General features: G+C 41.1%; 19 protein-coding genes and 2 tRNA genes. 9 read left to right on the top strand and 12 right to left on the bottom strand.

Features of this window, described 5'->3' with window-relative positions; all coding sequences use genetic code 11:
* Positions 1-12 precede the first annotated feature (12 nt).
* The 5 genes from BS333_RS06090 to BS333_RS06070 all read right to left on the bottom strand — a co-directional run bounded on the left by BS333_RS06090 (position 13) and on the right by BS333_RS06070 (position 3510).
* Positions 13-900, bottom strand: a complete 888-nt coding sequence (locus BS333_RS06090) for a phytanoyl-CoA dioxygenase family protein (RefSeq protein ID WP_021708059.1) — start codon at positions 898-900, stop codon at positions 13-15.
* Positions 901-1006: 106 nt separating this feature from the next.
* Positions 1007-2191 (bottom strand): glycosyltransferase family 4 protein, encoded by a 1185-nt coding sequence (locus tag BS333_RS06085; RefSeq protein ID WP_021708058.1) that lies wholly within the window; start codon positions 2189-2191, stop codon positions 1007-1009.
* 237 nt (positions 2192-2428) lie between these two features.
* Positions 2429-2505 (bottom strand) — tRNA-Val (locus BS333_RS06080).
* Positions 2506-2536: 31 nt separating this feature from the next.
* A tRNA-Val gene (locus BS333_RS06075) sits at positions 2537-2613 on the bottom strand.
* 237 nt (positions 2614-2850) lie between these two features.
* On the bottom strand, positions 2851-3510 hold the full coding sequence (locus BS333_RS06070) for a DUF2726 domain-containing protein (RefSeq protein ID WP_021708057.1): 660 nt from the start codon (positions 3508-3510) through the stop codon (positions 2851-2853).
* A 404-nt stretch (positions 3511-3914) separates the two neighbouring features.
* On the opposite strand from BS333_RS06070, the gene BS333_RS06065 reads away from it, so the two are divergent.
* A complete protein-coding gene (locus tag BS333_RS06065) occupies positions 3915-4754 on the top strand; it encodes a delta-class carbonic anhydrase (protein WP_021708056.1) in 840 nt (279 codons plus the stop codon).
* A gap of 106 nt (positions 4755-4860) precedes the next feature.
* Here the strand turns inward: BS333_RS06065 and maiA are convergent, their stop codons facing one another.
* From maiA to hppD, 4 genes are read right to left on the bottom strand one after another with little or no spacing between them, the layout of a single operon-like run.
* Positions 4861-5541: a maleylacetoacetate isomerase gene (gene maiA, locus BS333_RS06060; RefSeq protein ID WP_021708055.1), complete on the bottom strand. Its 681-nt coding sequence runs from the start codon at positions 5539-5541 to the stop codon at positions 4861-4863.
* 23 nt (positions 5542-5564) lie between these two features.
* On the bottom strand, positions 5565-6599 hold the full coding sequence (locus BS333_RS06055) for a fumarylacetoacetate hydrolase family protein (RefSeq protein WP_021708054.1): 1035 nt from the start codon (positions 6597-6599) through the stop codon (positions 5565-5567).
* Positions 6600-6608: 9 nt separating this feature from the next.
* A complete protein-coding gene (locus tag BS333_RS06050) occupies positions 6609-7739 on the bottom strand; it encodes a homogentisate 1,2-dioxygenase (protein WP_021708053.1) in 1131 nt (376 codons plus the stop codon).
* Complete coding sequence (gene hppD, locus BS333_RS06045) at positions 7732-8805, bottom strand: 4-hydroxyphenylpyruvate dioxygenase (RefSeq protein WP_021708052.1); 1074 nt, start codon at positions 8803-8805, stop codon at positions 7732-7734. Before hppD ends, BS333_RS06050 begins: the two co-directional genes overlap by 8 nt.
* 596 nt (positions 8806-9401) lie before the next feature.
* Here hppD and BS333_RS06040 point away from each other — a divergent pair.
* From BS333_RS06040 to BS333_RS06015, 6 genes are all read left to right on the top strand, one after another.
* Positions 9402-13100, top strand: a complete 3699-nt coding sequence (locus BS333_RS06040; protein ID WP_021708051.1) for a M66 family metalloprotease — start codon at positions 9402-9404, stop codon at positions 13098-13100.
* A 268-nt stretch (positions 13101-13368) separates the two neighbouring features.
* Entirely contained in the window at positions 13369-14565 is a 1197-nt protein-coding gene (locus BS333_RS06035; protein WP_021708050.1) for an MFS transporter, read from the top strand.
* A 603-nt stretch (positions 14566-15168) separates the two neighbouring features.
* Positions 15169-16500, top strand: coding sequence for a hypothetical protein (locus BS333_RS06030; protein ID WP_021708049.1), 1332 nt, complete (start codon positions 15169-15171; stop codon positions 16498-16500).
* Positions 16501-16699: 199 nt separating this feature from the next.
* Positions 16700-17107: an ASCH domain-containing protein gene (locus BS333_RS06025; RefSeq protein WP_021708048.1), complete on the top strand. Its 408-nt coding sequence runs from the start codon at positions 16700-16702 to the stop codon at positions 17105-17107.
* Positions 17108-17366: 259 nt separating this feature from the next.
* Positions 17367-17738, top strand: a complete 372-nt coding sequence (locus BS333_RS06020) for a YybH family protein (RefSeq protein ID WP_021708047.1) — start codon at positions 17367-17369, stop codon at positions 17736-17738.
* A 102-nt stretch (positions 17739-17840) separates the two neighbouring features.
* Entirely contained in the window at positions 17841-18578 is a 738-nt protein-coding gene (locus BS333_RS06015; RefSeq protein WP_021708046.1) for a VOC family protein, read from the top strand.
* A gap of 78 nt (positions 18579-18656) precedes the next feature.
* Here the strand turns inward: BS333_RS06015 and rlmF are convergent, their stop codons facing one another.
* Complete coding sequence (rlmF, locus tag BS333_RS06010) at positions 18657-19805, bottom strand: 23S rRNA (adenine(1618)-N(6))-methyltransferase RlmF (protein ID WP_021708045.1); 1149 nt, start codon at positions 19803-19805, stop codon at positions 18657-18659.
* Complete coding sequence (locus BS333_RS06005) at positions 19792-20307, bottom strand: M48 metallopeptidase family protein (RefSeq protein WP_021708044.1); 516 nt, start codon at positions 20305-20307, stop codon at positions 19792-19794. The genes rlmF and BS333_RS06005 overlap by 14 nt, the downstream gene beginning before the upstream one ends.
* Before the next feature lie 139 nt (positions 20308-20446).
* Between BS333_RS06005 and BS333_RS06000 the strand changes: the two genes are divergently transcribed.
* Positions 20447-20677, top strand: coding sequence for a glutaredoxin family protein (locus tag BS333_RS06000; RefSeq protein ID WP_021708043.1), 231 nt, complete (start codon positions 20447-20449; stop codon positions 20675-20677).
* A 19-nt stretch (positions 20678-20696) separates the two neighbouring features.
* Here BS333_RS06000 and BS333_RS05995 read toward each other — a convergent pair whose 3' ends face one another.
* On the bottom strand, positions 20697-21566 hold the full coding sequence (locus tag BS333_RS05995; RefSeq protein WP_021708042.1) for a LysR family transcriptional regulator: 870 nt from the start codon (positions 21564-21566) through the stop codon (positions 20697-20699).
* Between the two features lie 110 nt (positions 21567-21676).
* Here BS333_RS05995 and BS333_RS05990 point away from each other — a divergent pair, with 110 nt between their 5' ends.
* The gene (locus BS333_RS05990; protein WP_021708041.1) at positions 21677-22876 is read left to right on the top strand and encodes an MFS transporter; all 1200 of its coding nucleotides are present in this window, start codon (positions 21677-21679) and stop codon (positions 22874-22876) included.
* Positions 22877-22889 lie beyond the last annotated feature (13 nt).

Raw genomic sequence — 22889 nt, 5'->3', positions numbered from 1 at the left:
AGCCCGAAGACCCTAGGTAATTTTCGCAATAACTCTGCGCATCAACTGTTCAAAGTCCTGCACGAGTAATCGCGATATTAAGGAAAGTTGCACCATTTTATGTAAAACAGGGTACCGCTGGTTTGGAATGAAATTATCTTCAAAATATCGCTTATCCCCAAAACCTAAAATCCTTTCTTGTTCTTTTGTTAGATTTCCAAGAAAAGCAGCATTGAGCAGTAAAGGGGCATAACGGTCATAAGATTTATCCAAGCTTTGAATAGGAAAGCTAGGGTCATGAAAATTAAAAAATGCGACATTTCGTGATACAAGTACAGGGTAGTTTTGCCGATGGATACCGCTAGTATCAAACAAAAAAGCGGTACCCGCTTTGCCAGTCACATGCTTAATGGGTAAGTCCATGTTGTCAACTTGCGCTTGGTTCCAATGACCTGGGAGCAGCTTTTGATGATGACTCTGTTCCACGTAAGCAAACTCTCCACTTTCAACATCACTTAAGTAGATCCCCAACTTGAGCTGAGGAGGTGGTGATTCACATTGGGTAATGTCATACCAGGCATCATTATGCCAACCATGAAAATTTCGTTCAGTTCTAATCGTTTTCCAACCTCGAGCCTCTGTAACTTGAAATGCCTCTCCAATATAAAGTCGACAAACTTTCATCAATGCATCATTTTTAATTGGAAACATAAAAGCTGGGGATAAGGTTAGGAGGTTTTCAATCAATAGTCGCCAACGTTCATTTTGTTGGTAACCTTGCCAAGTGTTGAATTGGGGATGTCGTAATGATTTTTCGTAACATTGTTGCATCTGCGATAATATCGTTTCTGGAACAAACTTTTCCAAGACAGCTATACCCTTTTCATTAAGCTGTTCAACTACATCATACGCATCTATCATTAGCACTTTCCTTAAACTATGGTATTTTTACCCAAGTAACCTCAAGCTAGTAATGCAGCTGACTAACTTAAAACTAAACTCGATGATGATAATCGCTCTTTGATATTTAAGGGACGGTTCCGGAAGAAAGAACAGATTGATAATAGTTAAATGTATTCTGCAACATATCTTTTAATTGAAAACTGTCCTCTGCATGTTGTCTGCCATTTCGTCCATACATGAGGCATCTTTCAGGATCGAGAATCAGACTTCTGATTGACTGTTCTAATGAATCATCATCATCATGTTCAATTAAAACCCCAGTTTGACCATCAAGCACGACCTCTGAGAGCCCTCCAACTTTTGAGGCAACAATCGCAACACTTGCTGCAGATGCTTCAATTGCTGTTAAGCCAAAGGCTTCTCCCCACTGCGAGGGCATCACAAACAAGTCTGTAATTTTTAGAATCTCATGTACATCAGAGCGTAACCCTAAATATTTAACCCGGCCAGCGAAGCTCTCTTCAGAGCAAAACTCTTCAACTTGCTGCCTGTATATACCATCTCCAACAATGATAAACCGACAAGGTAACTCCTCTAATAATAGCTTTTTTATTGCTTTCAGAAATCGATCGATACCTTTCTCAATGATCAGTTGGCCAATAAATGCAACAACAGGAAGATCGTCTTCAAAGCCAAATGTTTGTTGCTTTAATGCGCAACGTTGTTCTTTACTTTCCAGCATACTAAAGCGCGATAAGTCTATACCGTTGTAAAGGCGATGGATTTTATTTTTGGCGGGTGGGATGTTGCGCGCGATTCGCTGAGCAACGAAATCAGATACCGGTAAATAAAGGCATACAGCTAAGCTAAAAGTATATTGCCTAAATGAACGAAGTTGATTTATAAAAATATTACCTTTAGCAGGAGCTTGTAGAGGGTTGGAACTATGATCGGTAAATACTATCTTACCGCCCCAAGCAAGCTTACACTTTAGTATCGCTAAGTCGGTAGGCCCAATAAAATGAGTATGTAAAATATCGGCCTGATTCTTTTTTAACAATGAAATGATTTGTGCTGTATTAGCCATTGTTTTCTCATCGAGGCACAGTAATTCACAACCAGATGAAGTAAGCCACTCTTTTAAGGCAGGCTCTGAAGGCTCGATCACGCACACTATGAATCGCCACCCTCTTTTTTGGGCTTCTCTTCCCATTCCAGCGAGGTAATCTTCAAAAGAGCCTCTTTTCTTTGGAGAGATCATCGCCCAGCAAAAAACAACTGGTGGGCGTGGTTTTATTCGGTCATCCATAACACCTCCCTTTCCTTTTATATAATCTTAGCAGTCGCTTGAGGTAATTCCTCAAACTTGAGTAAAATATTATTTAAAAAGTCAATTTGAAGTGTACTTCTACTTAAGTGGCCTCACATGCTAATTCGGATCATCTTTGGGTGACTTAGGTATACGATTTATTCTTGAAGAGTTGGGATTTAGAAATAAAAAATCCCGCCATAAGCGGGATTTTTTACGTTCATGAAGAACTAAATTTGGTGGGTCCGGGCGAACTCGAATCGCCGACCCCTACCATGTCAAGGTAGTACTCTAACCAACTGAGCTACGGACCCAAATTTTATCCAAAATCCATTCTAAATTGAATGGTGCGTCCGAGTGGACTCGAACCACCGACCCCCGCCATGTCAAGGCGGTACTCTAACCAGCTGAGCTACGGACGCTTTGCTTTGGAACGGGGAAGATATTAACGATATCTTACATGTGGTGCAAGCATAAATTTATGATTTATCGATCGTTTGGTGAAAATATACCCAACTTGGGAAGAGCCTGCTATTCCGTTTCGCTGTCTTTCTTGATTTCGACTCAGTGACCTCGCTCTGAGCCAAGCATCTTGAGGTCACTTGGGTATACAATCGGCGCGACAGTTTTAGATTATGAATCATACGATTTCGTATCAATCACTCTTCATCATCAAAGACAACATTGTAGTTTTCAGTATAAGTACAATTTGGTTGACGACTGCAAGTAAAGAACCGCCGACCTTTGAACTCACCATGACTTGCTGTCTTTATCATCATAGGGCTACCACACTTTTTACAAAAGCGTACTTCTTTTTCTGGCTCGATTAAATCGATGTGTGCAGCCAACAAGCGTCGTAAACGCCCAACCTGATAACTGTGTTTTACCGATGCACCGATAAGGGGTAAATTGGCAGACTTACAAACATGCATTAGAAGCTTTTGTCTCTCTATTTTGCCTTTATGGAGTTGCTGGCCGTTGTCCAGCTCAATCACAACTCTGGGAGCAAGCGTTCTTGGATCGCAGACCACATAATCAAAATAACTTCGAGCAATACGGTTACTCGCAATGAAAAATTGTTTTTTATTCTGACTCTCTTTTGGAGCAATCAGTGTTGCCATGTTCACTTTCGCAAATACAACAGCATGTTCCCCTACGGCGGCTCTCAATGCATTATAAAAAGCCCCCTCTTGACCTTTGAGTAACGACCCCTTCGAACAATAGGCATAGTCTCGGGTATCATCTTGTTTGATTACATACTTTTGAATAATGAAAAAAAACACGACCAAAAGAATAACAACAATAAAAATGTTGGTCATAAGTGGTGTCGCCTCGACTCGCTGACATTATAGAAAATCCCCAGATAGCCTAACTCTGAGTAAAGCATCTTGAGGTCACTTAGTTATATACCCCAACAAGTAACCTCAAGTTGCTGTGTTCCGCTAGGTAACTTGAAGTGGCTTGGGTATAACCATAAATGACGATTTAATTATATACCCAAGTTGCTTCAGGGTGCTACGTTCAACAGACAAGCTGAGCCCCAAGCACAGTATTTAGATGATAAATCAGCCTACAGACTAAAATGTCTATATACCCTCAGCAAATATGCTTTGCTTAAGAGAATTTAGAGATTTTTCGTATTTCTCTGAGGTTTCTATCTGGTCGGTCCAATCTTTAACAAGTTTTAATTTATTGTTACAACTTTATCACTAGGGGTTATTTCATGAAATATCATATTCTTACTGCAAGCTTATGGGCTATGTTGTCTTCTCACGCCTATTCTGCAAATACACATGCCTCATCAGAGAATGTCGCTGACTCTATCATTGCTGGTCAACGAGCAGCATTGGCTCAAAATACAGATGGCAAAGGTTTTGGCCCCCAATCACCAAGAGATATTGATAATTTAACAGGCGATAATCACCGCACATTCGGGCTTGCACCTGCTTCTTCCGAAATGAACCTTTGTAACATTCATTTTCACAAAAATGCAGAACACAAGGGCGGTGAGTTTACTCAATATGCAGGTAATGGTGACGGCAAAGGTTACAATTCTGGCTTTAAATACAATGGTTCGCTAACGACACAAGAATTGGCTCCATTTTCTTATAAACACTTAGAATCTGGGGACACGATAGAGGTGCATTATGTTTATTCAACAGCCGATGTAAAACCTGGCCCGACTCTTGGTTCATGTCTGTCTGAAGCAATTAATAACCCTGGCTTAAGAGTCGAAAGTCAAGTCTTTGTGTTGGTTAATGATGAGAAAGCACCAGACTTTAATGACTTAGCATTTTATGAAATGAAAGATGGTTACTACCAAGCAACCAATATCCCTGCTAACACAGGAAAGCCGATTGTATACCTTGGTTCAACAACGGGCCCAGGTTACAATGAAAAAGCCTCACCATTCCAAGTAACTTGGAGTGTTCGACCAAAGGTAGCAAAACTTAACATCGCCTCTGTTGCAGAATGGTTGAAAAAGAATGACTTTGATGAAGACCATGCCCACGGTGTTAGAAACCTAGTCGTCAATCCTAAGTTACTTTCATCTGGAAACTGATTTCCTGATAGCATTGAACGATCTTTGCTTTACGCCTCTCAGATGGAGAGGCGTTTTTATTCCCTAATTACCGAAGGTTCAAAGTTATACTCAAGTGACCTCACGGTTACTTGGTCACAAGCTTGGCATCTGATTGGTTTTCAGGCCTTGCATCAATAAAAGCAGGGTGCTGATTACAAGCTTCAACAATGGCGTTAATTGTTGGATAATCGGACATATCAACGCCAAAGCGTACGGCATTATAAACTTGAGGAACCAAGCAGGCATCAACGATACAAGGCTCATCACCCAGACTATAAATGGGCCTGAGGTTCTGTTCGTGCAGCCCTTTTGGGCGACATAACTTCTCTTCAACAGCTGAAAAACCTTGATGCATCCAATGATGAATCCAATTCACTTTTTGGTCAGCATCGCAGTTCAATGAATCCCCCAAATATTGCAACACTCTCAGGTTATTAAGTGGATGCATTTCAATCGCAATATCTTGGGCAAGCGCCAGTGCCCTGTAACGTAAAGAGACAGATTGAGGAATCAAAGGCGTGTTAAGATACTGCTCATCTAAGTACTGAATAATAGCAAGTGATTGGTTTAAGCATACTTCCCCGTCCACCAGCACTGGTAACAACTCCGATGGGTTTTGTTGATGAAATTCACGGGCTTTGTGCTCTTTTTCTAGAAGATTCACAGGCAGAGAAATATAACTTAACTTCTTCAGGTTCAGACAAATGCGAACACGATATGACGCTGAAGAACGCCAGTAACCATAAAGTTTAATACTTTCACTCATTATGCTCTTCACTTATCCTTGCATTATTTATGGTATGGGACAACACGCTGCTCAATCGCACCAAAAATGGAATGCCCTTCTTTATTCCGCATTTCAAGCTTGATTAAGTCACCAAAAGACATAAATCGTGTTGATGGTTTACCATCTCGAATCGTTTCAATCATACGAATTTCTGCAATACATGAATACCCAACCCCACCTTCTTCAATCGACGTTCCGTATTCTGTTCCCTGTTTATTAGAGACAGTCCCTGAACCAATGATCGTGCCGGCTGATAATGCTCGAGTTTTACTGGCGTGTGCAACCAACTCAGCAAAATCAAACGTCATATCAACCCCGGCATTAGGACAGCCAAATGATGCACCGTTATACGTTGAAAGAAGCGGTAAATGCACTTTATTATCCAGCCAAGCTTCCCCGAGCTCATCAGGCGTCACTGCAACCGGAGAAAAAGCAGAAGACGGCTTTGATTGGAAGAAGCCGAACCCTTTAGCAAGCTCAGCAGGGATAAGCCCACGTAAAGACACATCATTCACCAACATAATTAAACGAATAGAGTCTGCTGCCTCATTGAGGTTCGCACCCATGTGGAGATCATCTGTGATCACAGCGACTTCACCTTCGAAGTCTATCCCCCACTCATCAGTTGAAAATGCAATATCATCACATGGCCCAATAAAGGTATCTGACCCACCTTGATACATAAGTGGATCCGTCCAAAAGCTCTCAGGCAGTTCAGCACCACGAGCTCGTCTTACGAGTTCAACATGGTTTACATAAGCACTGCCATCTGCCCACTGATATGCACGGGGTAATGGCGATGCCAAGGTGTGGGCCTCAAACGCTTCACTTGCAGAAACCTCACCTTTATTTAAAGCACAATACAGCTCATCCAATTTTGGAGCCAGATGATCCCAGTTATCCAATGCAGCCTGCATAGTGGGTGGGAAATTCATCGTCTGAAAAATCTCAGTTGCAGGAACGCATTGAGTAAGGTCTTTGCTCACGACCATTAATAAACCATCACGCGTACCATTTTTCTTAGTAGCTAATTTCATTAACCTTCCCTATTTCTCTTTCCAGCTGTATACGTATTGCTTATTTTCAACTTCATCGAGTACATCAGCGAATTTGAGGGCATGCCGAGTATCAATCATCACAGCAACTTCATCAGTAAATTTTTTCTTATACTCTCGTCCGGCTTGGAAAGCTTTAGGATGTGGACCATGGGTAAAACCAGCCGGATGAAATGTCACCATCCCCGCCTCAATGTTATCGCGACTAAAAAAGTCACCTGCGTGATAAAACAGAACCTCATCATAGTCATCATTGTTATGATAAAAAGGAACTTTGAGCGCACCAGGATCGCTTTCAATCGGTCGAGGTACAAACGTGCAAACCACAAAGCCTGAACCAACAAACGTGGTGTGTGCCGAAGGTGGCAAATGATATCGATGAGACATCAAAGGACGAATATCTCGCCAATTCACCTTCACCACGGCTAAATCGCCGTGCCATCCAACGGCATCTAAAGGATTAAATGGATAAGTCACCACACTGACTTCATCATGGCGCTTGACTTGAACCTGTGTTTGATTCTCTGAGTACTGTTCTTTAAAACGCTGATTAATAGAGGGGGTTTCTAGAACGGCAGGATCAAAAATAGCATGGTTTCCAACTAAACCTTTTTCTGGTAAAGCGTAAGCGGCGTCAGTATTTTCAATCATTAAGATCTTTAGCGCGTCGTGTGGTTCCAGTCGCCAGTTGGTCGAACGTGGAATCATCACATAATCCCCCTCGCTGATCTCAAGATGTCCATAGTCACAGTACAAATCAGCGGTGCCTTGATGAATAAACAGAAGTTCATCACCATCGGCATTACGCACCAAAAAGTCCATATTTTGATCGAGTTGCCAGAAACGAATTTTACACTCGTTGTTATACAAAAGATTTGGAACAGCCCAAGGCGTTATTTGCCCTGCGATTTGCACCAAATTGAAGTCAAACGCCCTTGGGCGAAGATCACCCTCCCACTCTGACCAACCAGTCGGTGCATGCTGATGATGAAAATGACTGGCAGGGCCAAAGAAGCCGCTTCGACCTGCTTCACGTTCATAAATCGCCTGCTCTGGAAAGTCAGCGTGTGCCTGCTTTGAGCAAACTCCTTCACGGTGTGGGAGTGTGATTCTCTTATACATCGCTCAATACCCCTCGACGTATTTGATCTTCTTCTATCGATTCAAATAAAGCTTTGAAGTTACCTTCACCAAAACCTTCGTTGCCTTTGCGCTGAATAATCTCGAAGAAAACAGGGCCGATCACCGTCTGAGTAAATATTTGCAACAAAATGCCGTCTTTCATAGGAGCACCATCAATCAAGATTTGCAAATCATGCAGTTTCTCTAGGTCTTCGCCGTGTCCTTGAACCCGCTCATTTACTTTTTCATAATACGTGTCTGGTGTGGGCATAAAATCCATACCTCGATCACGTAATGTTTTTACTGTTTGGTAGATATCATTGGTAGACATCGCAATGTGTTGAATGCCTTCTCCGTTATATTCTCGGATAAACTCTTCTATCTGAGATTTATCATCTGATGACTCGTTAATAGGAATACGAATTTTGCCACAAGGTGCTGTCATAGCTCGGCTAACAAGGCCGGTAAGCTTACCCTCAATATCAAAGTAGCGAATTTCTCTAAAGTTACCGATTCGCTCATAAAAGCCAGCCCATAAATCCATGTTACCTTGCTTGACGTTATGTGTGAGATGATCGATTTCATACATGCCAACATCGGCTTTAGCTAAACGTTCATCGGCATCTGGATAGAACTTAAAATCAACATCGTAAATGCTTTGTTTACCATAACGATCAACAAAATAAAGTAAGCTCTCGCCAATACCATAAATGGCCGGAATACTCAGCTCCATCGGCCCTATCGCCGTTACGTATTCCTCTCCACCATTTTGTAGAGCATGCTGCATCGCACTATTCGCATCATGAACACGAAATGCCATACCACATACTGATGGGCCATGCTCTCTAGCAAACTTTTCGGCTTGGCTGTGTGGCTGTGCATTCACAATAAAATTAATATCACCTTGTCGGTATAACCATGCTTCTTTAGAACGATGTTTAGCAATTTCAGCAAATCCAAGTGAGATGAATAATGCTCTGAGCTGATCAATACCTCGATCGTCTGCCGCTGTATACTCGACAAATTCAAATCCATCTGTACCAAGTGGGTTATAAGTTTCTACCACAGCCTTCTCCTTTAGAATCAACACACGTTTAGTAACACCCAAACATTGCCGACATGTTTGTCAGCTATACCCAAGCATCTTTAAGGTGCTATGAAGATACTTAGATACATATAACCTTGGAACAAGCCGACATAAAATGGAATAGATACAACGAAAAGCGATTCATTCCAGTTTTCTGAATGCAGTTGTAAAGAAATTGTTACACAAGAATCTATACCAAAAGCCTACACCTCCTATGACTTATAAAAGCATTTTTTCATTAGGTTAAATAACTGATGTTTTCTTTACATTAAAGAAACATTTGTAAACAAAGTGTTACCCACCTGCCTTTTTGCTGAACAATTTACTGATACACAAAATAGTAGCTCTGTACATCAATAAAAGTATAAATTGGACACAACATTGTGATTCATTTTTAAAAGCGAGATCGTGTTTGAACCATTATCACATGCTTAAATTTTGACCCCTACCCACAAACAGAACGGCACACTATAAGTGCGTTGTATATGTAGCTAAACAAGCTTACTTAATACAACGTCGTCTTATTAAGACTTAGGCAGAATCAAAATTTATTTAGCAAAAAGTAGAGTAAAACTATGAAAAGAAAAACACTCGCTTGGCTTATCTCCACAATGCTAGGAAGCATAGCCACTCAAGCACATGCAAATACAGATCTCACATTAGTTGAAATCGGTCAGCGTACCTTTGAGCGTATTGAAATGCTAAAAGGAATGGTAGAGAGAGGTGAAAATACCTTTGAAAGAGATGGAAAGACCTATCTGAACTTCCAAGGTTATGAGTATGAGATTAACTTTGAAGGTTATCCAAAATTCCCATTTTTTTTCGGGGACCAAGATCAAGCTTATCGTAATGTTGTCGATTTTGTCGGACCAGAATGGGAGTTCATCAAATATGACGCTGGGTTCTATCTCCTGCATAAAACATTGGGCGTGATGAATGCTGATGGGACAGGATGTTTTGTCGAATATGTCCCAGCCTATCGAGGCTCGCCAAATGCTAATGGTGAATACCCGCAATATAGCCCGATGCTTAAAAGTATTGCCACTTCCGACTGTGGTGATCTCACTATTCCTCGTGTCGACTCACTAACAGTAATGAGTCTTTCAGATCAAGGTGTGCAGTTAAACTGGGCAGAGCAAAATCCTGAGGATAAAGCTACGATCACACTCACTGAACCAAATTCAACCTCCATCAAATTTGAGAACGTTCAATCTGGTTTATTCATAGGTAAATTAAAACCTGAAACACAATATAATGCTAAAATTGTCTCTTGTAATGCCATAGACTGTACGTCAGAACAAGTGACTTTTACAACATTGCCTACCCGTTTAGGATACGCCGATGAAAAAGCAGTGATTAACCATCTCAACGGAAACTTAACGGGCTCTGTAAATTTTGCTCAAACGCATACAACGACCACAGCAAATCAAAACGCAGAAAATCTAACACCTGATTTGGTCATAGACAGAAATGCGCAGCTACTATTTACTCCTGAAGATAGCGATGTCCAACACGTATGGGTAGAAGTCCGTTACCAAGGAAATACCATCACTAAAGCTGCCATGTTACCTCCGAGTGCACTTGCTGCCAGTGATCAACCAGAGAATGGCCGTTCAAAAGTTGTCTATTCACACAATACTTGGTCTTTGCCATTAGAATGGAGTTGGATGAAGCCTGGCTTGTCTCTTCATTTAACAGACAACCTTGGAAGACACGGTGATTTAGCCGAAACGGATATGACTTTTGCTGGCGCTCCAGAACTGATCATTCAAAATATTGATATGGGTATGCTCACTGAGCCTCGAAATGGCAATACCATGATCCAACAAATGGCGAAGTTAAGCGCGGACTATTTCCAAAAAATCCCAGTATCTAAACTGGTCATGGCCGACTATACCTCTGCATTTTTTCCGAAAGTTACATTACCGAATGGCAAGGTTTACACAACCAGCTCTGATGGTGAAGGCGGCTGGCATGGCGGAGACATGCGTGAAGCGATAGGTAAAGCTTTAGTATCCACAGGGATCAATAACGCCAACGTGGGTATTACAAACTCAGCAGGCTACTCGCAAGCTTATAATAAGCGCTTTAACCATATCACTGCCCATACCAATCACGGTGTTTACACTAACGGCATTGTTGATCATGGCGGCAGTGGCGGTGGTGGTATTGTAACATTGACATCAACTATCGGTAATGAATGGTCACATGAACTGGGTCATAACTATGGATTAAGCCACTATCCAGCGCAAGCTTCAACTCACGATCTAGAATCAGGCTGGGGCTGGGATGCATTGCACCGTCGCTTTATTGGAAATTTACACTGGACTGGAGAGGCATCAACCAATGATGTGGGCGGTGAAGTCGTCCCTCCATTTGCAGGAGAGTTCCGCTTTACTCGTGATGCTCAAGCCGGCGGTGAAGGGGCAAAATTAGGCACTATCAGTTACTACACTCTCGAACACCCGACTCAGTCACGCAAAGTTCAAGCTTGGTTAAACAAGGGTTTTAACGTTGATCTAAGCAGCAGTACTGGTTATGTGCAGTGGAATCAAGATACTCATTCTTATGAAGAAGCTCAAACAGATACACCTGCGCCACTGCAAGCGGGCGTTCCTGTTTTAACTCTGCTTGGTATCTACGATCCTAGCAATGAATTTGCGAGCCAAGTTTACCCTGTTATTTACTCCAATTACGGTAATCTTTTTGATTTACCACAACCAGCGGAGATTACCCACCACCTTGAAGGTTGGCAAGCTGTAACAGGCCTGTCGACTGAGCAAATAGCACAAGATAACTGGCAAACCATGTTATTGAATGATCAACAAGAACGCATTTGTTTATTTAACTACACTGCAACCAATGGAGATAACGCAAACTTTGTTGGGACAGTCGATCAAAACACTGAGCAATGTATTGCAAGTGAAGATATGTCTTGGCACATTGATGGTAAGAAAGAACGTATGGCATCGCAACCTAACGACTTCTCATTACTATCAAAATATGGTGAAGGGGCCGTCACTTACACCCCAACAGCTGCGATTGGTGAAGTACCACTATGTATTCTTGATAAACCTGCTGCTAGCCATGATGGCGCCGGGTTTGCAAGTGGCTCTCATTGTCAACAAGTACCAGGTGTCAAACACAATAATGGAGCAAATTGGGCTTACAGGTTAGGTCAAAGCAGTGTCATCCAAGCGAGTATGCTATCTCAACGCAGTTGCTCGATTACCGTTGAGCGTGCCGATGGGTCAAGCGAGAGCATTGCTGTTGCCAATAGCCGCATTAAAGCGAGCGAAAGCAACAAATTCCATATTAACCTAGCACAGCAGCCTATCCCAACAAACGTTACTTTAAGTTGCACCGATACCAATGGAGAACAAATCCTAGACATCTTGATTCCGGATCAGAATCCAGCGATTGATGAGCTTGCTGGTCCAGTTATTATTGGCCAAGAATATGGCTATCAGCACTACGTTGACGAACAGGTAACCTTTGTTAACAACACAACCCTAAATAGTATCGACTTTGGCTTCATTGCAGAATTTGATAAATTCGTTGCCGAGCATTATGGTGCAGGTGTACTAAATCATGGTCCTAGTATCCAAGAGCGTCGTGCAGGTGCACTATACGTGTATCAGAATCCAATTACGGGAACGCGTGACTACTTCTTAATGCGTAATTTAGCTGCAGCTCAATTTCCAACTGATCAAACGGATAACTCTGGTTGGAAATACCTAGGTTCGGCCGACGACCACGTCAATTTTGCTTTCAATCCAGTCGAGATCGATCGCTCAGAGACAGACAATGCACAGCGTATTGCCCAGTACTTCAAGCAATCTGAACTATTGACATGGGAACAAAGAATATCGACTCAAATAGAGAACCTAATCTTTGTTGACACTGATGCATCCGGTGAGCGCCGCTACTTTATGCAAAGACGCCTTGGTGCTGATAGCTCATTCCCTAGTTACAATGGATCAAGTACTGACTGGCGTTTCTTGGGCAGTGACACTGATATTAATCAGTACATTGATTTACTAAACAGCAGTTTAGTTCAATTTGAAGCTGAGCTATTGAAGTGGCATAAACAAGAACAAATGGGAGTATGGGGCTCAAATGATCATAAAGGCACAATTAATGACATTTATGCTTATCAGTTCAGAGGCGGTCACCATTACTATCGTTTGATTAGCTCAAGCTACTGGTATTTCCCATGGCCAACCTCAGACAACCCAAGTAATGGTAACTGGCATTACCTAGGTCATTTCTAATTTACACTACACAAAAGCCCTAACTAATTTAGGGCTTTTCAATATCTAAAACGAGTGCAACAGATCGTTGCCTATTCCTGAATATCAAACACCTTGAAATCACTTGGTCATATACCCGAGTGAATGTAAAGCACTGACCAAAATAAAGATAAATCATTGTAAATAAAGGCTAATATTGTTTTATTCTTCCCGGTTTTATAATAATATTCGCCACTAAAAAGAAATGAATCCACTTAAAACTTATTGGTCATTTAAATTAAGGTAGAAGATGTCACTGACTTGGAAGCAACGATATTATACTATTTTGGGTAATACTATGGAGTATTACGATATCGCGATATTTGCCTCTTTATCTCCTTACATTTCTCATGTCTTATCCAATCAAGGTATAGGTGATGCTGACGTAATCATTACGTGTATATTAGCCTTAAGATTTATAATCCGGCCATTAGGCGGAATTCTTATTGGTCGATATGCCGACAACCATGGCCGAAGGAAAGCACTCATCCTATCTAATATTCTAACGGGCTTCGCGACTCTGTGCATGTCATTAATTCCTATCGAATTATTGGGCCCTTACATTGTATTTTCTTTCCTTTTTTTTCAAATGCTTCAATCTTTTAGCTTTGGAGGAGAATACCCTACGCTGATTTTATTTCTTCTCAACAATTCAAAAACAAACGAACATTCGAGAATAAGTAGCTTGATCGTAACCAGCTCAATTGTTGGTGTCGTGTTGTCGCTCCTCGTTGTGGCTAGCCTTGAATTTTTTCTTACTCCAGAAGAGATGAAAGACTGGGGATGGCGTGCAGCACTTCTGGTTGGACTGGGCAATATTATGATGAGTGCGTACATCCGTCTATCTTTGCCAGAACCGAAAGAAGAAAAAGAACGCGAAACCAAGTTAGACTATAGCGCCTTGTTTAAGGTCTTTTCTTTAGCCATGTTGGGTGGCGTAATGTTTTATTTACAAAACTTTGCGAGTGGTATCATTGGCAAAGTGATTCAAATAGAACATTTGGGGCTGATCAATTCTTGCTCTTTGATCGTTCTAATCTTGCTTTTTGGCTACTTAATCGATAAATACTCCACTCCCGTTGCTGCGGCAAGGTTAGGCAGCTTGCTCATATTAATCACTTCCGTACCCTTTATGTGGATGATGGAGAGCAATCAGCTTTTGCTCCAATTGTTCGGGACTCTTGGCTTGAGTGCTGGAGCCGCGATTATTCTTAGTACCTTAGCGGCAACACTCTGGGCATACTCCAAAAAAGCAACGATTAATCTCGCGATTGGATACAATTTTGCCCTTTCTATTTTCGGTGGACTTACGCCATTAATCGTTACAGAAGCTATGAAAATCAATATTATGTATGTCGGTATCTATGTCTCTTTAGCAGCATTACCAAGCCTTTTTGTCCTGTCTTCTCAGAACCGAAAGATGCTCTTTCCTAAAAGCACTGCTTAAAGGTGAAAGTTTAGAAGTAGTACCCAGGTTTCGTGCAATATTAGAAGAAGGCGTTGAGCTACTTTAACGCTTTTATGAGTGTAAAGAAATGCGTTCAGGACATGATATTTTTGCAATAACAATAAAACCGATCAATGTCGACTTAGTTAAAGCATAAAGCCAAATTCCCCCCGATAACAATCAACTTAAAAAAACGGCATAATGACATGTCGCTACTTTTATTCTCATCACCATGAACATACATCTCTTTATCTAACTTTTACGCATAAACTTCCATACAACTAAATTCAGCTGATATTAATAACAAAAAAATCAACTCAACACATATCGCTAGAGTCTGTTGATCTTAAGCATAGTGAATTCTTAGTGATAACTTTCATTCACAATGCCTATATTAATGACATTATCAGGAGTGAATTTTTATGTCAATTAATGAAAAAATAAGCCATTTAAAGCAATAAAAACACAAAAAATAACAGCCAATTAAAGAGTTTGTGTATTATTTTTGACCACATAACATTGATAATATTAACAAAAAAAATTGATGTATTTGTTATACATGTTTAAGATCAACACCAGTTAACCAACAGGAGAAATATATCCATGAATAAAAAAATAGTAACTTCAACCCTTTTATTATTGCCTTTTTCATTATCGGTTCTATCAGCAGAAATAAATCTGATTACTGATTCTGGTAACTCAATTCAGGCAACATCAATGTCAAATAATGAAAGTCAATATACTCTTCTAGGTCCTAAATTTGATATTTCTGATAGAGATGGCAACCCTCTTCAAGATCATTATGATGTGAAAAAGGGTAAGTATGAAATGTTCTACCCAAAGAGCGATGTTTATGACATTACTTATGACATTCAAACAAATTTACCTAATGATATCGAACTGTATAAATCACCTACTGCTGTTGGTTTTCGTGCCATTAATGATGTAGAAAACGCTACGATTACGATCACGGCAACTAGTGAGTCAATGGGTGGTACGTCATCTTCTACAACTATGACCATTTCTGCTAAAGATAAGCAGAATGTCATCATGGGTCCTGATTTTGATATTTCTGATAACCACGGTCACGAACTTCAAGCACGTTATGATTTGAAAGTGAATGATACTATAATGTTCAAACCTAATAGCAATAGTGATTCAGAGCTTTCTTATAGTATTCAGACAAATTCACCGAATGATATCTTAGTATTTGGATCAGATTATTCGATGGGCTTTCGTGTTCTAAATGACACAGAGAATGCTGAAGTTATAATCACTGCGACAGATCAAAGAACTGGGATTACAGCGACTAAGACTACGTTAGTTTCTGCAAAATCAAAAAATAACCAGTCTTTGGTTCCTGATTTTGAGATTACCGATTTTGACGGCTACCCACTTAAACCGCATTACGACTTGAAAATAGGTGAGACTGTAATGTTACAGCAAACCAGTGATGCTGATGACCTTACCTACGAAATCGAGTCAAGTTCGGCTGATGTTATGGTATTTGCTTCTCAATATTCAATGTCGATCCGTCCTATGCATGAAGCAGAGAACGTAGAAGTTAAAATCACTGCAACCAGCGCTTCTCTGGGTACATCATTTACTAAGAAAACGTTAGTTTCTGCGAAAACAAAACAAGATGTTGCCTCGGGCCCTGATTTTGATGTGACTGATTCTTATGGTCACCCAATGCAGCCAAGTTATGATTTAAAACGTGGTGACATCATTCAGTTCAAACAGAGCAGCCAGAACCCTAACCTCACTTATAGCATCAACTCTAGTTCACCGAGTGACATCCAAGTATGGGGACAAGATGCTAACGTTGGGATGCGTGTTATGCATGCTGTTCAAGATGTTGCTATCACAATCACTGCATTTGATAGAAATACAGGTGAACAAGGAGAGAAAACAACTGTGATTTCTGCTGAGTAATCATTAGTTATAGTTTGCACGTAAACCATCATAGATTTATGGTTTACGTGCTTTTTATTATCATACTTTATACCCAAGTGACCTCAAGATATTTGATTCAGCGCGAGGTTACTTGGTTATAATAATTGTTAAATAGTGGTAAGCTCGTGAGTTGAAGTTTAAAATAGAAAGTGGTTTGATATCACATACGAGTTACCTCATGAAATGCTACCCGCTAGAAATATATCAGGCACCATTAAATGCCATCCTTACCGGTTTAAAGAAAGTCGAAATTCGGACCAATAACAGCTACGAGTCTATTGCCTACGACCAGCTAAAAAAAGGCGATCGTATTGCCTTCCAAGTCATTTCTGGCCCCCCATTTGTTGGATTAGATGTCATCAAACCGGATGCACTTACAGTTGAAGTGACAGAAGTTCGCCATTACCCAGATCCAAAAGCACTGCTTGAAGGTGAAGGGATGGAAGTCCTTTCAAATTTATGTGAGACATTAGAGGAAGGCGTTGAGCTTCTTTACAGCTTCCACGAGTATAAAGAGATGATTCCGAAGCATGGTATCTTTGCTATAGCAATAAAACCGCTCAATAATGACTCTATTACTGCTTAAGAAAAGTCCTAATCTAACTCATGGTCATTGTTAAACACACGATGATTTTTAAATAATAGCGGCATAGTCCTATGTCGCTATTTTTCATTCTGTAACTGCTTTTCATCAAAACTCACCTTTTGTATTTTTACTTTCACACTTCCTATTTTTTAACTGTTCATTTAAACAGAACAGTTATTTCTGACTATTTTGTTTTTTCTCGTCTATACATTGGGTTACATTGTGTCTTGTTCACTCATACAACATGGGAAATACGGAAATGTCCCAAGAAATTTTAGATGCATGTAAAGCTGCAAGCTTAGCTTGGCAAAATGCTTTTAACTCAGGTGATGCAAAAGGTTGTGCCGAGCAGTACGTTGAAGACTGTGAAATGGTCGCGAAGCCATTTGGTACTTTTAAAGGCAGAGAAGAAATCGAAACATTTTGGGCAAACCTAATTGAACAGGGTTTCTCTGATGTTGAATACATCGATACTGAATGGGAAGCGGTAGATAACAACTGCTACATTCTGAGCAGCAAATGGAAAATGAATAAAGCTTATGGTGTTGTTCATAAAGAACACTTTCAAGTTCAGAGTGACGGTAAAGCACGTCTGATCTACGATGAGTTTGAGGCTCTGGGTGAGCGCTAAGCCCGCTTAAAGCGTATCGAATAAATAAAGTGAAAGATTAGGGTCGACAAACAAAATACTCTAAACGACCCTATCATCACAAAAACAATAGCGGAGCAACGGATGTTTTCAACTGTGTCGATAAAAGCCAATCTGGCTAAAGATCATGAAAATTTTTACAAGAACATTTTAGGTATGACGCCAACAGAGCATGGCTGGCGGTTTGATAATCCAGGCGCAAGCTTGTCTTTTACCGACATTGGTCAAACTTATCAGCCTAAAGCTCAAGACTTGTTCTGGAAAATTGGTATCACCGTGGTCAACCTTGATCTCGCCTGTCAATGGTTACAACAGCAAGGGTATTTTGTCACACAGCCAGCTCAGTTCCGCGATATCGGCTATTTGGCTCACCTCAGTGATCCCAATGGCATGACCATTGAACTATTGCAAACCACGTTTTCAGGCTCAACACCTCCAACGGAGCTCTCACATCCTATTGCCTCTGGAGCGACGGTCGCACATATCAGTGTAAGATGCCACGATAAACAGCAAATGCTCTCGTGGTGTCAACAACAAGGCTTAAAACTCAAATCGATCCAACCAGTCACTGATTACGGCTTTACACTGTATTTTTTCAGTTGGATAGATGAGAGCTTACCGAATGCAGATCTGACTGCTGTCGAGAATAGAGAATGGCTCTGGCAAAGGCCCTATACCTTGCTTGAGTTTCAATTAATTGAGACTGAGCAACCTTTTGTTGTCCCGCAAGAAGATGAAGCTGGTTTATTTGAAATCACCAGTAAGAACGGACTGATCATTAACAGCCAAAGCTTGCACAATGCGGGACTCGCTAGTAAGTAGCTTTGCCAGCAATAAATTAGGGGTCAGTTTCACCCCTAATTTATATACCCAAGTCATTTGGGTATATATACAAGTAAATCAATATGTTCTGTTTATCGCGATCCACTGCTTCCTTTCTTTCGCACTCATGTATGACCATGCCATCAAGCGACTCACTTTTTGGCCTTGACTCATCTCAATCACTCTAATCGCTTTTACTCCAAGTTTTTCAAGTTGCTTTCTCATCGGACGAACATTGTCTTTTTTAGAGATTAAAGTGGTAAACCATAGCACTTGTGTACGAAAATCCTGACTCTCTAGCGCCATTTTACGAATGAACGCTTCCTCGCCACCTTTGCACCAAAGCTCTGTCTTCTGCCCACCAAAATTCAGTTTGGTTTGCTTGGCGCTATTTGAATGTTGGAATGTATTTTTCCCATTAGTCGGCTTTTTTTTCTGCTGGTTGAGCTTTAAATTCTCTCTTTTACGCGCAGTACCCGCAGCCGCTTCATCAGCTGAACGGTGGAAGGGAGGATTACAGGTTGTAACATCAAAGTACTGATTCGGTTGAATAATGCCGTGATAAATCTTTGAGTCTGCCGTTTGTTGTATTACCTCAATCTTGCTACGCAGAGCATCATTCGCGCTGATGATTTTTTGGGCAGACTTTATCGACGTTGGGTCTACATCGCTGCCGATATAATGCCAAGCGTATTGAGTCGCTCCTACAATTGGGTAAATACAGTTTGCACCGACACCAATATCTAGCGCTCGTACTCGTTTGTGTGGATAGTACCCTTTTACTTCATTGTCCAAAAGCTCTGCAAGACGATGGATGTAGTCCGCACGTCCAGGAATAGGAGGACATAAATAATGTTCTGGGATATCCCAATATTGCAGCCCATAAAACGTTTTTAATAACGCTCTGTTAAGCACCTTAACCGCTTGAGCATCAGAGAAATTAATGGTGTCCTCGCCATTCGGATTCTTCACCATAAACGCTTGTAATTGAGGCTCATTGTGAAGCAGCTGCTTAAAGTTGTAGCGACCATGGTGTGCGTTGCGAGGATGTAAACCACTTTTGGCCACTTTAATAAAATCGATCTCTTTGTTTACCACTGACACTAAGGCTTTTCTCGTCGACTGAGGCTTATTGCGCTTTGCTTTATTTTTCGTGTTGCTCTTACCATGCTCAGAACGGTGGGGATTCGACCGAGAGTGAGATAAGTTCTGATTATTCTTTGTCATTAGAGTTCGCTTTTAAATCGAGGTAAATCATAAACAACCGTGCATCCAGCTCCAGTTGGTGATAGTCCGGCTCCATATAACAGCATAATTGGTAAAATGCTTTATCGTGGTTTTTTTCACGTACGTGCGCCAGCTCATGGACCACCAGCATTCTTAATAAAGGTTCGGGGGCGTTTTTAAACACATGCGCTATACGGATCTCATTTTTAGATTTTAGCTTTCCACCGTGGTTTTTACTGATCACACTGTGTAAACCAAGCGCATTGTTCACCGCATGGATCTTTTTATCGTAGACAACTTTACTGATTGGGGCAGCCTTCTTCATGCAACGATTTTTAATCGCCATGGCATATTCATAAAGTGCTTTTTCGCTCTGAATTTGGTGCTTGTCAGGATAACGTCGCTCAAACCACGGGATCAACTTACCATCCTCAATCAAAGTATTGACTTGCTCAATAATGTGCTGCGGATAACCTTGAATATAACGAAGTGATGAATGCATGAGTAACGAGCATCTATAGAGAAAACAAAGTGGCTCAATATACCTTAGACAGAGATAACTTTCATTAAAGGTTTACCCTTTCCTTTGCCGATAAAGCTGGTTACACTCCTCTACCCGATAATAACAGGATACACATTGTATGAAACGTGTCGTGCTTTACGTCAAAGATAAATGCCCACATTGCAAAGATGCTCAACGTTATCTTGATTCAAAAAACATTACCTACCGTCTTTGTAACGCCAAAATGCAACGAGGCCGTAAAGAGCTTGATGCCATGGGTGCACGTTCGTTACCAGTACTAAAGATTGGTGATCGTGTGATGATAGGTTGGAACCCAAAGAACTTTGACAAGATGTACAACTCGAACTGATTCACGCTTGAGAATCCGTTCAAACAAAGCGCTTCACAAAGTCAATAAACGTGCGATCAGCAATCGACAAATAGCCGTTTTTTTTCCAAGCTAGTGCAAGGTCTAAGTTGACTGGAGGTTCAAAAGGAATACCAACGATATCTGGTTCGTTTTGCGTGACTAGCTTAAGCAAAGCCGTAATGGCAAATTCTTGCTTGATAATGCTCAAAATCAAAGGCAGTAAATTCGTTTCAAACGCCGATCTCATTTCAAACCCTTTTGCTTGTTGGATTTGCTCTAAAAACTCACGATGAAAGTAACCATGTTGAAATAAAACCAGTTCATGATCGAAAAACGCCTCAAAGGTGATGCTTTCCTGTTTTGCTAGATCATGCCCTGCTCCGACAGCAGCAACCATCTGACTAGAAAATAAATGGTCACTTTCAAGATCATCGGATTCTTCGGTACTACTGATCACGCCAATATCGAGCTCACCATTAAGTAGCATCTCGCGAATAGATTGAGTACCCGCTTCAACCAACGTTAACTTGAGTTCAGGATATTGGCTCTTAAAAGCCATAATAATGTTAGGGAAAAAGTAACTCCCCATCATAGATGGTGTCCCCAACCGTACTTCTCCCTTGGTCAACCCTTTTAACTCATCAATCGCAAGCTGGGCATCACGAAGCTGCTCAATCACTCGCTGGGCATGCACAAGTAAAACTTCGCCCTCTTGAGTCAATGTGACCGCTTTATCATTCCGGCGAAATAAGGTGACACCCAATGATTGTTCAAACTTCTTGATAGAGACACTTAGTGCAGGCTGAGCAATGTATAGAGCTTTAGCAGCATAAGTGAAGTTGCCATGTTGTGCGACTGCGAGAAAGTGCCTGAGTTGCTTCGATTCCATAAGATCAAAAATTTATCGTGACCATATTTTTAATATATTTTATTAATCACGGTTTAAATGATAGATTGATCACGTTTTATTGAAACCGCTTTCCAGCATTAGGCAAAATCATGATCGCATTCGGCACTTCAGAATATAAACGTACCACTCGTGTTCTCGCTCTTGGCGCATTTTTAGTATTCGTAAATTTATATCTGTTGCAATCCATGCTGCCAAGCTTTGCGGCTCAATTTGCCATTTCCGAAACTCAGGTTAACTGGTTGTTTGCCTCCACCACCCTTGCACTTTCTTTTGGTTTAGTGCCCATGGCAATTTTATCTGAATCTCTTGGGCGAAAACCGGTCATGATGTTTGGGTTATTCGCTATTCCAACCATTTCAACCTTAATGTTATTCGGCCACTCTTTTCTCTTCTTAGTGTTTTGTCGAGCCTTATTAGGGGTTGCTCTCTCTGCATTCGTAGCGGTAGCAGTAGCCTACATGGCAGAAGAATTAGATAAGCAAGCTTTCTCTATGGCTATTGGTTCCTACATTGCAGCTAATTCTCTTGGCGGCATTGCTGGTCGAATCGTAGGTGGGCAATTAGCAGAACACTTTGATGTCAATACTGCTATAGAAGTCGTCATGTTCGCGACACTGATTGGTGTGATTGCCGTATATTATTGGTTGCCGGATCAGCGACATTTTACTCGTTCATCATGCAGTATCAGACACCACAATCGAGCAATTGTAAAACATCTGAGAAATAAAAAGATATGGATTGCGATGCTTGTAGGCAGTTTGAATTTTGCCTTGTTCGTTAACCTCTACTCTGTGATGGGTTTTCGACTTGTTAGTGCCCCACATAACGTGCCAGTTGGATTAGCATCTTTGATTTTCCTATGTTATTTGGGTGGCACCCTTTCATCTCGATGTGCGGGATACTGGAGTAAAGTCTATTCGCCGATATTAGGTATGTGCATTGGCACCAGCATTAGTTTTGCTGGTATGTGGATAGCAGCCATCGATCGTTTAAGCTTTATCTTGCTTGCATTAGTGTTGATCAGCTTTGGATCTTTTTTCACTCATACTCTTGCATATGCATGGGTCGGTCAAAATGCTACTCACGCTAAAGCAACGGCCACCGCACTGTATTTGGTTCACTATTACACTGGTGGCAGCCTCGGAGGTTTTTTACTACTGTATTGTTGGCAGCACGGTGGATGGTCTAGCGTCGCAATCGGCGGTTCATGCTTATATCTAGCCATGTTTGTTGCTCTGAGATTTTTAAAACACACCCATCAATCTCAGGTAACAACAGCTTTCCAATAACGAATCAGTGACG

It is taken from the genome of Vibrio azureus (assembly GCF_002849855.1).
GTDB classification, from domain to species: Bacteria; Pseudomonadota; Gammaproteobacteria; order Enterobacterales; family Vibrionaceae; genus Vibrio; species Vibrio azureus.
Note: the sequence above shows the minus strand (reverse complement) of the source record. Positions and strands in the feature narration are given on the sequence as shown.

Bases quoted from the DNA above. Each gene is read 5' to 3' on its own strand.
- BS333_RS06090 (WP_021708059.1), bottom strand. From the start codon at position 900: ATGATAGATGCGTATGATGTAGTTGAACAGCTTAATGAAAAGGGTATA.
- BS333_RS06085 (WP_021708058.1), bottom strand. From the start codon at position 2,191: ATGGATGACCGAATAAAACCACGCCCACCAGTTGTTTTTTGCTGGGCG.
- BS333_RS06070 (WP_021708057.1), bottom strand. From the start codon at position 3,510: ATGACCAACATTTTTATTGTTGTTATTCTTTTGGTCGTGTTTTTTTTC.
- BS333_RS06065 (WP_021708056.1), top strand. From the start codon at position 3,915: ATGAAATATCATATTCTTACTGCAAGCTTATGGGCTATGTTGTCTTCT.
- maiA (WP_021708055.1), bottom strand. From the start codon at position 5,541: ATGAGTGAAAGTATTAAACTTTATGGTTACTGGCGTTCTTCAGCGTCA.
- BS333_RS06055 (WP_021708054.1), bottom strand. From the start codon at position 6,599: ATGAAATTAGCTACTAAGAAAAATGGTACGCGTGATGGTTTATTAATG.
- BS333_RS06050 (WP_021708053.1), bottom strand. From the start codon at position 7,739: ATGTATAAGAGAATCACACTCCCACACCGTGAAGGAGTTTGCTCAAAG.
- BS333_RS06040 (WP_021708051.1), top strand. From the start codon at position 9,402: ATGAAAAGAAAAACACTCGCTTGGCTTATCTCCACAATGCTAGGAAGC.
- BS333_RS06035 (WP_021708050.1), top strand. From the start codon at position 13,369: ATGTCACTGACTTGGAAGCAACGATATTATACTATTTTGGGTAATACT.
- BS333_RS06030 (WP_021708049.1), top strand. From the start codon at position 15,169: ATGAATAAAAAAATAGTAACTTCAACCCTTTTATTATTGCCTTTTTCA.
- BS333_RS06025 (WP_021708048.1), top strand. From the start codon at position 16,700: ATGAAATGCTACCCGCTAGAAATATATCAGGCACCATTAAATGCCATC.
- BS333_RS06020 (WP_021708047.1), top strand. From the start codon at position 17,367: ATGTCCCAAGAAATTTTAGATGCATGTAAAGCTGCAAGCTTAGCTTGG.
- BS333_RS06015 (WP_021708046.1), top strand. From the start codon at position 17,841: ATGTTTTCAACTGTGTCGATAAAAGCCAATCTGGCTAAAGATCATGAA.
- rlmF (WP_021708045.1), bottom strand. From the start codon at position 19,805: ATGACAAAGAATAATCAGAACTTATCTCACTCTCGGTCGAATCCCCAC.
- BS333_RS06005 (WP_021708044.1), bottom strand. From the start codon at position 20,307: ATGCATTCATCACTTCGTTATATTCAAGGTTATCCGCAGCACATTATT.
- BS333_RS06000 (WP_021708043.1), top strand. From the start codon at position 20,447: ATGAAACGTGTCGTGCTTTACGTCAAAGATAAATGCCCACATTGCAAA.
- BS333_RS05995 (WP_021708042.1), bottom strand. From the start codon at position 21,566: ATGGAATCGAAGCAACTCAGGCACTTTCTCGCAGTCGCACAACATGGC.
- BS333_RS05990 (WP_021708041.1), top strand. From the start codon at position 21,677: ATGATCGCATTCGGCACTTCAGAATATAAACGTACCACTCGTGTTCTC.